10 protein-coding genes are annotated in these 13,566 nt (G+C 47.9%); 5 read left to right on the top strand and 5 right to left on the bottom strand.

Going from position 1 to position 13,566, the window contains the following annotated elements; genetic code table 11:
* Nucleotides 1–151 precede the first annotated feature (151 nt).
* The gene (gene coaW, locus NQ565_RS07015) at nt 152–985 is read right to left on the bottom strand and encodes a type II pantothenate kinase (RefSeq protein WP_005657838.1); all 834 of its coding nucleotides are present in this window, start codon (nt 983–985) and stop codon (nt 152–154) included.
* A gap of 58 nt (nt 986–1,043) precedes the next feature.
* Complete coding sequence (locus tag NQ565_RS07010) at nt 1,044–3,383, bottom strand: DUF5686 family protein (protein ID WP_005657839.1); 2,340 nt, start codon at nt 3,381–3,383, stop codon at nt 1,044–1,046.
* Nucleotides 3,384–3,526: 143 nt separating this feature from the next.
* Between NQ565_RS07010 and NQ565_RS07005 the strand changes: the two genes are divergently transcribed.
* On the top strand, nt 3,527–5,716 hold the full coding sequence (locus NQ565_RS07005; RefSeq protein WP_005657840.1) for a glutamine synthetase III family protein: 2,190 nt from the start codon (nt 3,527–3,529) through the stop codon (nt 5,714–5,716).
* A gap of 195 nt (nt 5,717–5,911) precedes the next feature.
* Entirely contained in the window at nt 5,912–6,613 is a 702-nt protein-coding gene (locus tag NQ565_RS07000; protein WP_005657842.1) for a Crp/Fnr family transcriptional regulator, read from the top strand.
* Between the two features lie 105 nt (nt 6,614–6,718).
* Here NQ565_RS07000 and trxB read toward each other — a convergent pair whose 3' ends face one another.
* The 3 genes from trxB to NQ565_RS06985 are packed head-to-tail and all read right to left on the bottom strand — an operon-like array spanning nt 6,719 to nt 10,851.
* A complete protein-coding gene (trxB, locus tag NQ565_RS06995; protein ID WP_005657843.1) occupies nt 6,719–7,654 on the bottom strand; it encodes a thioredoxin-disulfide reductase in 936 nt (311 codons plus the stop codon).
* A gap of 27 nt (nt 7,655–7,681) precedes the next feature.
* Nucleotides 7,682–8,314, bottom strand: a complete 633-nt coding sequence (locus NQ565_RS06990) for a LolA-like putative outer membrane lipoprotein chaperone (RefSeq protein WP_005657845.1) — start codon at nt 8,312–8,314, stop codon at nt 7,682–7,684.
* 20 nt (nt 8,315–8,334) lie between these two features.
* Complete coding sequence (locus NQ565_RS06985) at nt 8,335–10,851, bottom strand: FtsK/SpoIIIE family DNA translocase (RefSeq protein ID WP_005657847.1); 2,517 nt, start codon at nt 10,849–10,851, stop codon at nt 8,335–8,337.
* Nucleotides 10,852–10,959: 108 nt separating this feature from the next.
* Between NQ565_RS06985 and NQ565_RS06980 the strand changes: the two genes are divergently transcribed.
* From NQ565_RS06980 to NQ565_RS06970, 3 genes are read left to right on the top strand one after another with little or no spacing between them, the layout of a single operon-like run.
* A complete protein-coding gene (locus NQ565_RS06980) occupies nt 10,960–11,517 on the top strand; it encodes a DUF5063 domain-containing protein (RefSeq protein ID WP_005657849.1) in 558 nt (185 codons plus the stop codon).
* 10 nt (nt 11,518–11,527) lie between these two features.
* Nucleotides 11,528–12,160, top strand: a complete 633-nt coding sequence (locus tag NQ565_RS06975; RefSeq protein ID WP_005657850.1) for a 3'-5' exonuclease — start codon at nt 11,528–11,530, stop codon at nt 12,158–12,160.
* Between the two features lie 24 nt (nt 12,161–12,184).
* Entirely contained in the window at nt 12,185–13,366 is a 1,182-nt protein-coding gene (locus NQ565_RS06970; RefSeq protein WP_005657852.1) for a class I SAM-dependent rRNA methyltransferase, read from the top strand.
* Nucleotides 13,367–13,566 lie beyond the last annotated feature (200 nt).

Genomic DNA, 13,566 nt, shown 5'->3' with positions numbered 1-13,566 from the left:
TAAATAAATTGTTTAACTCGTTAATTAAGTGAGACTTTATGTTGACTCATATTAAATCGGGCGCAAAGATAGGAGTATTTTCTTGAATGACAAAAAGTTCTTTCTGAAAATATCCGGTCTTTATGCCCGATTTCTAAAGATTTACACCTTATTATATGGTAGAATTCTCCCTGACATATGCCAAAGCCGCCCCTATGGCCGTGCGGTATTCCGCATAGGGCGGGATATGGAAACGCACATGATAAATGCTTTCCATCTTCGGAAACACTTCCCGGCATTGCGGCAACTGGGTAAGATTACCTATCAGCACAAAGTCCTTTACCGGACTGTTCAGGGCGGAAAGCACAGCCGCACCGCCGATAGTCTGGAGCACGGTATAAATGATGCCGCAGGCGATGTCTTCCGGTGAGGCGTTACTGTCGGCCTTTCCGAACAATGAAGCGGTAGCGGATACGGGCAGGTCGGGCAATGCGTTGTTACAGATATCGCCGATTTGCAGATTGACGCGGGTCACATCGCCTTTTGCCGCCAAACCGGCAACCTGATGAATGTCGTGTGTTTTGAGCAACAGCCGCGAAAGTCCCTGTAAGGTTCCGCCACCGATACCCATACCGCCGATATGCTGTATTTCATCCCCGTTGATTCTTACAAAGGAGGTGCCTGTTCCCATGCTGACAACTATCAGCCGGTCGATGTCCGTAGCATGGCGCGCCCCGAGTCCGTTGGCAATGAACTCATCCGTCTTGCGGGTGGGAAGTCCGTAAAGCGGGCTGTCCACAAACGCACTGCCCACACCGGTCAGCATCACCTGCTCCACATCGGACAAATGGATTCCGTTATCATAGATATACTTGCCGAACGCTCCGAACAGGGAAGTTACCGGGTCGGCTGCCGTTATGAACATTGGAGACTGTATCTTGCCTTTATTGAGTCCTACGATTTTAGTAGTGCTTCCACCTACGTCTATGCCTATTACAATTCCCATAGTCTTAAAATTTTGGCACAAAGATAAAGTATAAATTCTTATAATATGCCTTTCGGACCTACCTATTGAACAACTCAAACGTAAACTTAACCCCTACTTCCTGGTACTTCCAGTTTGCAAAGCTTGTAAAAACGCCGAAATCGAAGATGTGCGTACCGATGCCATACCCAAGCTCAAGATAAGGATTCAGGTGGGGAACCACCAGAGCATTCAGATACAACCGTTCATTCAATACGTATTGAGTATATTTCTTCAAGTGGCGGAGCAGCAGGAAAGGAGCCTCGTACGTAAAATGCCCGCGGATGTACTTACGGGACGAGTTATACCAACGCCCGTCGAGCAACTGGAACACTCCGCCGATTTCATCATTCCAGCCTACGGGAAGATTGGAACGGGCCAGATTGGCGAAATCCACAAAATAAAGCTCTTTCTGATTCGTAAAAGCACCCCAGCCGAAGCGGTAGTAAATGTCACGCATCAATCCCAACGGGATGTTGTGCTGGAAGTCCACTTCAATACGTTCGTACTTTCCGGTGCTGTGCATGACACCGCTGATACCGCGTTCCCAGTCTACGGAAACGGTGGGATATTTGGAATGAAGGTTGATTTTACGGTCGCCGCTCATATAATAATACTGACCGGGAGTCCACGTCAGGCGTACACGGGGTGCAAAGCTGTTATAACTGTGGCGGAACTTTTTCAGAACCGAAGGGTCGAATCCCGGATAGACAGATGACACACCCGCAGACATCACATTCGGAGCATCGGGGTAGACAAGAACGAATTTAGAACGCTCCACTTCGGTACGCCTGTGTAAGGAAAGCCCCACATCCAGAGTCAGACCGTTGACAATCTCCCAGCTGTGGCGTATGTGCAAATACAAGTCCTTAAAATAGTCCAGGTGAATCTGGTCGAAATCAAAGATACTGTCGGGAATAGCTTTCAAATCGTCCAGCACATCGCTGCTGTAGATACGGTTACCGTTACCCACGCTGACATGCAGGGCGGCACGCTTGCGGGGCCAATAGTCGAAATCGGAATTGACCGACCAGTAAAACTCCTTCCGTTTGAAGTTGTAACCTAACTTGGGAACGATACGCAACAGACGGTCGCCCTTAAACAACCGGTTGTATTTAAATTCCTGACGGTAAGAGAAACCGTTGCTCTTGCTGTAGCTCAGCAACAAAGGATTTATAAGAGGCGAACAGCGCACACTCCCCATTTTGGCAAGGTCTACCGTATACTTGCTTACCAGCGCATCGCCTATCTGCCCCCAGAACTCCAGCCGCTTGTTCTTGGGCTTTTTCTTATAGAGAAGCGTGTCACGGCGCAAGAAGAAGTCCTCATACAGCTTCTTCTCATGCGAAGTCAGCGGAATAGGACGCAGCTTATTGAAGTGGGCGGTATCACGCCGGTAAGCATTGGTATCCGTCAGCAGAGTATAAGATTCCGACAGGTCGTATTTGCTTTTTGTCCTGTTCCGCACAACAGCCGGGTCTTTCTGACTAATCTCCTTATAGTCGAGTACCGCCGTATAGCTGCCGTCGATGACATTGCCCAGCAAACGAAATGTGGCATCGATGTTGAAATGCACAGGCAAAAACTCATTAGCGCTCCCCACCTGTCCCATTCTTACCAGATTATTAAAACGCAGCATCTCGGAACGCCCGGAAAAACGAATCTCGCGCACACTCCACACATTGTCGCTGACCACCATGTATCCCCCCACGAGCTGAAAACTCTTGCTCTTCGGCATAAAACGGATACGGAACTCACGGTTGTGCGCTTCACCCATTATGGAATCTATATAATAGGTATAGAATTTCTTTGCATTGGAAGCCAGCGGGGAGAGCAGCTTATCATACAGCAAGGTGGAAGAGTAGATATTGATGTGGAAGTATTCAAGCAAACGGCCGTCCAGTTCCCAAAGTTCGGAAGAAGTGCCCACACTGGCTTTCACTTTCTGGTCGTAAATATCGGGAGCGGTATAATGCAGTTCGCTGTATGTCTCCATCATATACTCCCGGACCCCTTTCTTCATACGGAACATGGAAGGGATAAAGCGGAGCAGATGATTTTTCTTGCGGATGTTTGCCCAGCCTTTTATATAAAGTTCCGCCTTGTACTCATCGACAACGCGCTCGTAAAAAGGCGCAAAGAAGATAACCTTGTCCATAATGGAATCCGCATAAGCCCGTTGTCCCGCATACGATTGGGGAACAGCCGTAGCACCCGCCTTCTGCAAACTTGCACACAAGAAACAGATTCCTATCCATATACATATAATATGTTTCAACCGCAATATCTTCTTATGAGGGAACAAATATAGAAAAAAAGTAATAACTTCCACCTTTATTCCATTTTCATTTTCAGAGGACGATATTTCTCCAAAAAACATTATTTTCAAGAGCACCCCTTATTTTTTAGGGGTATATCTTCAAAAAACATATAAAAAATCAAGATTACCCCCTGAAAAGTAGGGGGTGATTCAGAAAAAACATATAATTTTGCGCCCAACAACCAATAAAAGAAGAGACTAATATGTCAAAAATGAGATTTTTTGCTTTGCAAGAGCTCGCCAATCGCCGCCCTCTTGAAGTCATCACTCCTTCAAACAAGTTGTCCGATTATTACGGCAGCCATGTTTTCGACCGTAAAAAGATGCAGGAATACCTGCCCAAAGAAGCCTACAAAGCTGTAACAGACGCCATTGAAAAAGGAACTCCCATCAACAGGGAAATGGCCGATTTAATAGCAAACGGCATGAAAAGCTGGGCAAAATCCCTGAACGTTACCCACTACACCCACTGGTTCCAACCTCTGACAGACGGTACAGCCGAAAAGCATGACGGCTTCATCGAATTCGGAGAAGACGGAGATGTCATTGAACGCTTTTCCGGAAAGCTGCTTATCCAACAGGAACCGGATGCTTCTTCTTTCCCCAACGGTGGTATCCGCAACACATTCGAGGCACGCGGATATACGGCATGGGATGTTTCTTCACCGGCTTTTGTCGTAGACACCACGCTCTGTATCCCAACAATCTTCATCTCCTACACAGGCGAGGCGCTGGACTATAAGACACCTCTGCTCAAGGCCCTTGCAGCTGTGGACAAAGCCGCAACGGATGTCTGCCAGCTTTTCGACAAGAACATAGCACGCGTATATACGAACTTGGGCTGGGAACAGGAATATTTCCTCGTCGACCTGGCGCTCTATAACGCACGTCCCGACTTATGCCTGACAGGACGTACACTCATGGGGCACTCTTCTGCCAAAGACCAGCAGTTGGAAGACCATTATTTCGGTTCTATCCCGCCACGTGTCACTGCCTTTATGAAAGAACTGGAAATAGAGTGCCACAAACTGGGCATTCCCGTCAAGACGCGCCACAACGAGGTTGCCCCCAACCAGTTTGAGCTGGCCCCCATCTTCGAGAACGCCAATCTTGCCAACGACCACAACCAGCTGGTTATGGATTTGATGAAACGCATCGCACGCAAACACAACTTTGCCGTGCTGTTGCATGAAAAGCCATACAGCGGCGTGAACGGTTCGGGCAAGCATAACAACTGGTCGCTCTGCACCGATACGGGAATAAACCTTTTTGCTCCGGGAAAAAATCCGAAAGGCAACATGCTGTTCCTCACATTCCTTGTGAATGTACTGATGATGGTATACAAAAACCAGGACTTGCTCCGCGCTTCCATTGCAAGTGCCGGAAACAGCTACCGCTTAGGCGCCAATGAGGCTCCCCCTGCCATTTTATCCATATTCCTGGGCAAGCAGTTATCTTCCATCCTCGATGAGATAGCCCGTCAGGTAAGCAACAGTAAGATGACAGCCGAGGAAAAGACTACGCTAAAGTTAGGTATCGGACGTATCCCTGAGATTCTGCTGGACACGACAGACCGCAACCGCACCTCTCCTTTCGCTTTCACGGGAAACCGTTTTGAGTTCCGCGCCGCCGGTTCATCAGCCAACTGTGCTGCGGCAATGATTGCCATCAATGCGGCAATGGCCAACCAACTGAACGAATTCAAAGTATCCATTGAGAAGCTCATGGAAGAGGGTGTCGGCAAGGACGAAGCCATTTTCCGCATTCTGAAAGAAACAATCATCGCCTCGGAACCCATCCGTTTTGAAGGAGACGGCTATTCCGAACAATGGAAACAGGAAGCTGCCAAACGCGGACTGACCAATATCTGCCATGTGCCGGAAGCCTTGATGCGTTATATGGACAACCAGGCACGTTCCGTACTCATCGGCGAACGCATCTTCAACGAAACGGAGCTGGCCTGCCGTCTTGAAGTGGAACTGGAAAAGTACACAATGAAAGTACAGATTGAAAGCCGCGTTTTAGGTGATCTTGCCATCAACCATATCGTACCGACTGCCGTTATCTACCAGAACCGTTTGCTGGAAAACCTGCGTGGACTGCGCGAAACTTTCACTCCGGAAGAGTATGAAATACTCAGCGCTGACCGCAAGGAACTGATACGTGAAATCTCCCACCGCGTAACAGCCATCAAAATGCAGGTACGTGAAATGACGGAAGCCCGCAAGGTTGCCAACCACATGGACAATTACAAAGACAAGGCCTTTGCATACGAAGAAACAGTACGCCCCTACCTGGAAAGCATCCGCGAGCATATCGACAATCTTGAAATGGAAATAGATGATGAGATATGGCCGTTGCCGAAGTACAGGGAACTGCTGTTCACCAAATGATAAATGAACGGCTTTGCTGATAAACCGACTTCAAATTATGAATGATGAACCTGCCGCATTGTCATGCCAAACGGTAATTCATCATTCATAATTTAAAATTCCTTTCCCCCTTCCTTGCACTTTTTTGATACAAATGTGTCATTTTTAATTTTTTCTTTTTACATTTGTGCTGTACAACACAGTTTTGCAGCATTTATGGTAAAAATAAATTTATCCGATATTAATGTTCCGGAGTTGATTCCCGATATATGGTCACCTCTGAATGAAGAACAGCGAGAGTTTCTTGCCAACCATTTTACGCTTCAGAATTATAAGAAGAACGAAATTATCCATTGTGAAGGCGAGACACCTACTTGCCTGATGTGTCTGCTGAATGGAAAAGTCAAAATCTATAAAGACGGTGTGGGCGGAAGAAGCCAGATTATCCGTATGATCAAGCCCACTGAGTATTTCGGATATCGCCCTTATTTTGCCAAAGCGGATTATGTAACCGCTGCCTGTGCATTTGAACCGTCATTGGTCTGTCTGATACCCATGACTGCCATAATGACATTACTATCGCAAAACAATGAACTGGCGATGTTCTTTATCAGACGATTGTCCATTGACCTCGGTATCGCCGACGAACGTACGGTGAACCTCACCCAAAAGCATATCCGCGGCCGTCTGGCAGAATCGCTTATTTTCCTCAAAGAAAGCTATGGCCTGGAAGAGGACGGTTCTACTTTAAGTATCTACCTGTCCCGTGAAGATTTAGCCAACCTTTCCAATATGACAACATCCAATGCTATCCGCACCCTCTCACAATTTGCTGCGGAACGCCTGATTACCATTGACGGAAGAAAAATCAAAATTATCGACGAGGAAAAGCTGAAGAAGATAAGTAAGATAGGATAAACTTCTAAAATTAAAAATTGAGAATAAAAAAATAGGGCTGCGCGGTGTTTGTTATACAACACTTGTATTGCGCAGCCCTATTTTTTTATTCTCAATTCCCAATTTTTAATTTAACAAGAATCTTTCCGCCTCAATCGCTGCCATACATCCTGTAGCTGCCGCTGTGATGGCCTGACGGTAATGAGGGTCGGCAACATCTCCCGCTGCAAACACTCCGGGAACCTTTGTACGGGGAGTACCGGGATCTGTCAGTATATAGCCCGTTTCGTCGGTGTCGACATACGGTTTGAAAATATCGGAATTAGGCTTATGGCCGATAGCCAGGAAAAAGCCGTCGATAGCCAGGTCATAACGCTGTTCGTCCGCTTCACCCATACGCTTCACCAAGTGTACGCCTTCCACACCGTTATCTCCATATAATCCTACTGCATTGTGTTCAAACAAAACTTCTATTTTCTCATTCTCCATTACACGCTTCTGCATAATCTTGGAAGCACGCAAGAACGGTTTACGCACAATCAGGTACACTTTGCTTGCCAGACCCGCCAGATAAGAGGCTTCCTCACATGCCGTATCGCCGCCGCCAACTACCGCTACGACCTTCTTCCGATAGAAGAAACCGTCACAGGTAGCACAGGCGCTGACACCCATGCCGGCATATTTCTTCTCGTCTTCCAGTCCTAAATACTTGGCAGCAGCACCGGTAGCAATAATAACGGTTTGCGCTTCAATGACCTTTTCTTCATCAATGGTTATCTTATAGGGAGACTTACTCAAATCGGCAGCCGTAGCCACGCCGAAACGCAAGTCCGCACCGAAGCGTTCAGCCTGTTTGCGCAAATCCTCCATCATCTGCGTACCGCTGATACCTTCCGGATAACCGGGAAAATTCTCGATATCGGTGGTGGTGGTCAACTGTCCGCCGGGTTGAAGCCCCTCATAAAGCACCGGAGAAAGATTGGCACGTGCAGCATAGATAGCTGCGGTATATCCGGCAGGACCGGAACCTATAATTAAACACTTTACTTTTTCTGCTTCCATATTATTCTTTTTTATTAGTAACGTTTATCATCTTAAATCAACCAGTTCGGCTGTAGGATATGCTTTCCTGTCAAACACAAAAAGGCTGTCATCATAGTTCTTGCCCGTCTGATAGGAATTTATGAACACTACTGCCGCATCTTTGCTGCCCCGCTGAACCATACTCAGTTTTAACGGGCGGAACGAACCTTTTTCTATATACAGGATAATACATTGCATATCCTGGCTGCGTTTGGTAGCGTTCATCACCACTTTATACGCCGTATCATCCGAAGCATTGCCGGTTTTAGCCACTTTCAGCTTATAATCCTGCTTATAGAGCGACAACCACGAATAAGGATTGATGCTCTGCAACTCTTCGGGAGTGGGTTCGGAAACATTAACCTCATCGCTCGAAGCAAGATAACTCCACTGTGTGCGTCCGTCGAACCATGTCGTCACTCCTTCCGTCTCCAGCAGAAATTTATCGCCTTTCAAACGGATGGAACCGTTCGTATTTCCTTCAGGCGCACGGACGGAGAAAGTGATTTTGACCCCACCTTCCCTGCGAAAAGCATCTGCCGCACGGTCAAGTATATCTCTGGCATCCGGCTGCTGTGCAACCGTAGGGATAGTCAGGAAAAGCATCCAGACTGTGAATAAAAGACTGTTGATTTTCATGTACTTCAAACGTTGATTTGTTACAAATTGTTCAAGCGCGTTTCCAAGTCCGTTATATCCACGCAGAACACCTCACGCGCTTTACTGCCTTGCGCCGGACCTACAATCCCGGCTTTCTCCAACTGGTCCATAATACGCCCCGCACGATTATAACCGATGGCAAATTTACGCTGGATAAGCGAAGTGGAACCTTGCTGCTGATACACTATCAGCCGGGCGGCATCTTCAAACAGCGGGTCAAGACGTCCCATATCCACATCGCCCAAATCGCCGTTTGCATTTTCATCCACATACTCAGGCAGGTAGAATGCAGTGGGATACCCCTGCTGACGGGCTATGAATTTCGTTATCTCCGCCACTTCCGGCGTATCGATAAACGCGCACTGCACACGAACCGGGTCCGCACCTTGCAGGAACAGCATATCGCCGCGACCGATCAACTGGTTGGCTCCCGGCCGGTCGAGGATGGTACGGGAGTCCACCATAGCCGACACCCGGAAAGCGATACGTGCCGGGAAGTTGGCCTTAATCGTACCCGTAATGATATTCGTCGTAGGACGCTGGGTAGCGATAATCATGTGTATACCTACGGCACGCGCCAACTGGGCGATACGGGCAATAGGCAGTTCCACATCCTTACCGGCTGTCATAATCAAATCGCCGAACTCATCAATCACCACCACGATATACGGCATGAACTTATGTCCCTTTTCCGGATTCAGGCGGCGGTTGATAAACTTCTCGTTGTATTCTTTGATATTACGCACATGTGCAGCTTTCAGCAGGTCGTAACGGGTGTCCATTTCGATACAGATAGAGTTCAAAGTCTGTACAACCTTGGTAACATCCGTTATAATGGCATCCTCACCGTCGGGCAGCTTGGCAAGGAAATGATGTTCTATCACCGAATAGATACTGAACTCCACTTTCTTCGGGTCCACCAGCACGAACTTCAGTTCCGCGGGATGCTTCTTATAGAGCAGGGAAGTAATGATGGCATTCAACCCGACAGACTTACCCTGACCGGTAGCACCCGCCACGAGCACGTGGGGCATTTTACACAAATCCACCATAAAGACCTCATTGGTAATGGTCTTGCCCAATGCAATAGGCAGGTCGTACGTAGACTCCTGAAACTTCTTACTGCCGATGATGCTCTGGCCCGAGACAATCTTCGGATTGGAATTAGGCACTTCAATACCGATTGTTCCCTTTCCCGGTATCGGAGCAATGATACGGATGCCCAGCGCGGAAAGGCTGAGTGCGATATCATCTTCCAGACCGCGTATCTTGGAGATACGGACACCCTGTTCCGGCGTAATCTCATACAGCGTCACCGTAGGGCCCACCGTAGCTTTAATGGTACTGATTTCGATACCGAAGCTGCGCAGCGTATTGATAATCTTATCCTTATTGGCATTCTGTTCTGCCATATCGATGGTCGGTTCGGCATTGTCATAATGCTTCATCAGGTCAATGGTCGGATAATGATAGTTTTCCAAGTCAAGACAAGGGTTATACGGCTCTATTTCCGGACCGCGATACTCTTCATCCTCCACTGTCTCCACCTCAAAGACAGGACCTTTTTCCTCTTGCCGTCCCGATGCCGGAATGGCGGAAACGGTATCGGACGGCGGAGTCTCAATCGTCATAAGCACTTCGTCTTCTTCTTTTTCTTTGGCAAGTGAAGCTTTATGCGTTGCGGCATCTCCCAGGTCGAGCATTATCTCATGAGCATCCTCATCCTTCTCTTCTTTTCCGGCTTCTTCCGGAGCCTTCGTTTCTTCTTCTCTTCCCGCATCAGAAGCCGTTTCCGCCATTACCGGCGACTTCTTCCCCTTTACAGTCCAGGAATCTGTAAACTCTTCCGGAGCTTCACCGGATTTGCGTTCCGCCTTTTCTTTATGTTTCAGGAAACTGAGACTGAAAAGTTTTCTCAACCAGATAACGGTACGTGCACTCAGATAAATAAGGAAGCATATAGCAGTAACCAGCAGTATCATCCACAACCCCGGCACTCCCACTTGAGACACCAGCCAGTTGCTGACATTATATCCGTGCATGCCGCCCAGATAGAGGAAAGAGTCCTTATATTGGTCCACAAACACGAACCCGAAGAATATCGAGAACCAAATCAGCAGCAGGGAGCATCCTATGAACCACTTCCACAAACGTACCACGCGGACACGCATCAGCTTTAATCCGGCTACAGCCAGAAACACCAAGATGAAAAAGGAAGAGATGCCGAAGCAATCGTTTATCAAATAACTGGCAAGCTGCGCCCCACGCGAACCGGCATAGTTCTTCACGCCGTTATGCGTGGAAATCAGTTCCTGCGCATTACCCGAATCTATAATGCTCTGGTCTGCCGCCCCCGTAAAGAAGAAAGACGAAAAGGCCAGCAGCAGATAAACCGAAAAGATTACCAGTATCAGACCGGCAACAAAATGAACGGTTTCATTCTTTAAGACAGCAGCTGCCTTTCCGAAAAAAGAGATAGAGTGTTCCGTATCTTTAGTTGTATTTTTTTTGACCATAATGTATTCTGCTAATATCCGTACAATGACGCAAAAGTAACAAAAAAAAGCTTATGCAGTAATGCTTTCAAACCTTTTTCGTACCTTTGCGTTTCAAATCAAGAAGATATGAAAAAAGAAAGTCAAGTGATATTCGACCGCAATGTCGTGGAATTCGTAACCGTAGCTGCCGAGTTCTGCAAGTTTCTGGAACAGACGGAAACCATGAAGCGTTCCGTCTTCGTCGATACATCCTTAAAGATACTTCCCCTGCTTTATCTCAAGGCATCCATGCTTCCCAAATGCGAAACGATAGGCGATGAAGCCCTCGAAACATTCGTAACAGAGGAAACTTACGAAATACTCCGCATGAACCTGGCCGGTATTCTTGCCGAAAAGGACGATTACCTGGATGTATTTGTATCGGATATGAAGTACAGCGACCAGCCCATCACCAAAAACATTTCCGAGGATTTGGCCGACATCTACCAGGACATCAGAGACTTTATTTTCGTATTCCAGCTGGGACTCAACGAGACGATGAACGATTCACTCGCCGCCTGCCAGGAACACTTCGCCCTATACTGGGGCCAAAAGCTGGTGAACACCCTGCGTGCCCTGCACGATGTGAAGTACAACCAACCGGATGAGGAAGAGGAAAACGAGGAAGCGGAGGAAGATGAATAAACTTTAAGCTATGATTATCAGAAGAAGTATAAATAAAGAAGAAGTAAAGGACATGCCGAAAGCCGTCTTCCCCGGACAGATACACGTTGTCCAGACTCCTCAAGAGGCAGAGCGTGCTGTGGCTTATCTGAAAAAATGCTCCATACTGGGTATCGACAGCGAAACGCGTCCGTCATTCACCAAAGGGCAGTCGCATAAGGTGGCTTTATTGCAGATTTCATCGGAAGAGCATTGTTTCCTTTTCCGCCTCAACCTCACCGGGCTCACCCTTCCGGTTATCACATTGCTCGAAACCCCCGCCGTAACCAAAGTCGGCCTCTCCCTGCGCGACGACTTCATGATGCTGCACAAACGTGCTCCGTTTGAACAGCGCGGCTGCATCGAGCTGCAGGAATATGTCCGCACGTTCGGCATTCAGGACAGAAGCCTTCAAAAGATATATGCCATCCTTTTCGGAGAAAAGATTTCAAAGAGCCAGCGCCTGTCCAACTGGGAAGCCGATGTGCTGACACCGTCCCAACAACAATACGCAGCTACCGACGCATGGGCCTGCCTGAACATATACAACCGGCTGCAGGAGCTGAAGCGTACCGGTGATTTTGAACTGGCAATCGAAGAAAGTTGCCACACAACCACATTATAACGTTACCACATCTTAATTATAATTATGTATAAAGTATATCTAAAGCCAGGTAAGGAAGAATCATTAAAACGTTTTCACCCCTGGGTGTTTTCAGGTGCCATCGCACATTTCGACGGAGAGCCGGAGGAAGGGGAAGTTGTTGAAATCTATACATCCAAAAAAGAGTTCATAGCCAAAGGACATTTCCAAATCGGCAGCATTGCCGTCCGTGTACTCAGCTTCTGCCGGGACGAGGCTATCGATGCCGGCTTCTGGAAACGCAAACTCAGCATAGCTTACGATATGCGACGCAGCATCGGCATAGCCGGAAATCCCACCAACAACACTTACCGTCTGGTACACGGCGAGGGCGACAACCTGCCGGGGCTCGTGATTGACATCTATGCCCGCACAGCCGTGATGCAGGCACATTCCGCCGGTATGCACCTCGACCGCATGGCGATAGCCGATGCACTGACCGAGGTGATGGGCGACCAAATAGACAATATATACTATAAATCCGAAACGACACTCCCCTTCAAAGCCGACCTCTATCCTGAAAACGGTTTCCTGAAAGGGGGAAGCGCGGATAACATCGCCATGGAATACGGTCTGAAATTCCATATCGACTGGCTGAAAGGCCAGAAAACCGGTTTCTTTGTAGACCAGCGCGAGAACCGTTCACTGCTGGAACGCTATGCCAACGGCCGCAGTGTGCTGAACATGTTCTGCTATACCGGCGGTTTTTCGGTTTACGCCATGCGCGGCAATGCCACACTGGTACATTCCGTAGACAGCTCGGCCAAAGCCATCGACCTGACCAACAAGAATATCGAATTGAACTTTCCCGGCGACAACCGTCATGCAGCCTATGCAGAGGATGCCTTTAAGTACCTTGACCGCATGGGCGACCAATACGACCTTATCATTCTGGACCCGCCGGCATTTGCCAAGCACCGCGATGCCCTGCGCAACGCCCTGCAAGGCTATCGGAAACTCAACGTCAAAGCTTTCGAGAAAATCAAACCGGGAGGCATACTTTTCACATTCTCCTGTTCGCAGGCCGTCAGCAAAGAGAATTTCCGCACTGCCGTATTCACCGCCGCTGCCATGTCGGGCCGCAGCGTGCGCATCCTGCACCAGTTGACGCAGCCCGCCGACCACCCGGTAAGCATCTATCACCCCGAAGGCGAATACCTGAAAGGACTTGTGCTATACGTGGAATAAGCAGGAACCGGCTTCTGTACAGGAAGGACAGAAAAAGCCCTTCATATACTAAACATTGTTAATATACTAAAGAAAACAAGCAAAACATTATGTTTTATAACATAAATCCCTTTATCTTTGCACCGTGTTTTTCATGGTATTAGATTTAAGGTTAATAAAGATTGGCTGTCTGGGATAGATAGCCTTCTTTTTTTTATACC

Source organism: Bacteroides stercoris ATCC 43183 (genome assembly GCF_025147325.1).
In the GTDB taxonomy this organism is placed as follows: domain Bacteria; phylum Bacteroidota; class Bacteroidia; order Bacteroidales; family Bacteroidaceae; genus Bacteroides; species Bacteroides stercoris.
Note: the sequence above shows the minus strand (reverse complement) of the source record. Positions and strands in the feature narration are given on the sequence as shown.

What these genes read in the sequence shown, in the direction of transcription:
- coaW (WP_005657838.1), bottom strand. Translation starts at nt 985, where the DNA reads ATGGGAATTGTAATAGGCATAGACGTAGGTGGAAGCACTACTAAAATC.
- NQ565_RS07010 (WP_005657839.1), bottom strand. Translation starts at nt 3,383, where the DNA reads ATGTTTTTTGGAGAAATATCGTCCTCTGAAAATGAAAATGGAATAAAG.
- NQ565_RS07005 (WP_005657840.1), top strand. Translation starts at nt 3,527, where the DNA reads ATGTCAAAAATGAGATTTTTTGCTTTGCAAGAGCTCGCCAATCGCCGC.
- NQ565_RS07000 (WP_005657842.1), top strand. Translation starts at nt 5,912, where the DNA reads ATGGTAAAAATAAATTTATCCGATATTAATGTTCCGGAGTTGATTCCC.
- trxB (WP_005657843.1), bottom strand. Translation starts at nt 7,654, where the DNA reads ATGGAAGCAGAAAAAGTAAAGTGTTTAATTATAGGTTCCGGTCCTGCC.
- NQ565_RS06990 (WP_005657845.1), bottom strand. Translation starts at nt 8,314, where the DNA reads ATGAAAATCAACAGTCTTTTATTCACAGTCTGGATGCTTTTCCTGACT.
- NQ565_RS06985 (WP_005657847.1), bottom strand. Translation starts at nt 10,851, where the DNA reads ATGGTCAAAAAAAATACAACTAAAGATACGGAACACTCTATCTCTTTT.
- NQ565_RS06980 (WP_005657849.1), top strand. Translation starts at nt 10,960, where the DNA reads ATGAAAAAAGAAAGTCAAGTGATATTCGACCGCAATGTCGTGGAATTC.
- NQ565_RS06975 (WP_005657850.1), top strand. Translation starts at nt 11,528, where the DNA reads ATGATTATCAGAAGAAGTATAAATAAAGAAGAAGTAAAGGACATGCCG.
- NQ565_RS06970 (WP_005657852.1), top strand. Translation starts at nt 12,185, where the DNA reads ATGTATAAAGTATATCTAAAGCCAGGTAAGGAAGAATCATTAAAACGT.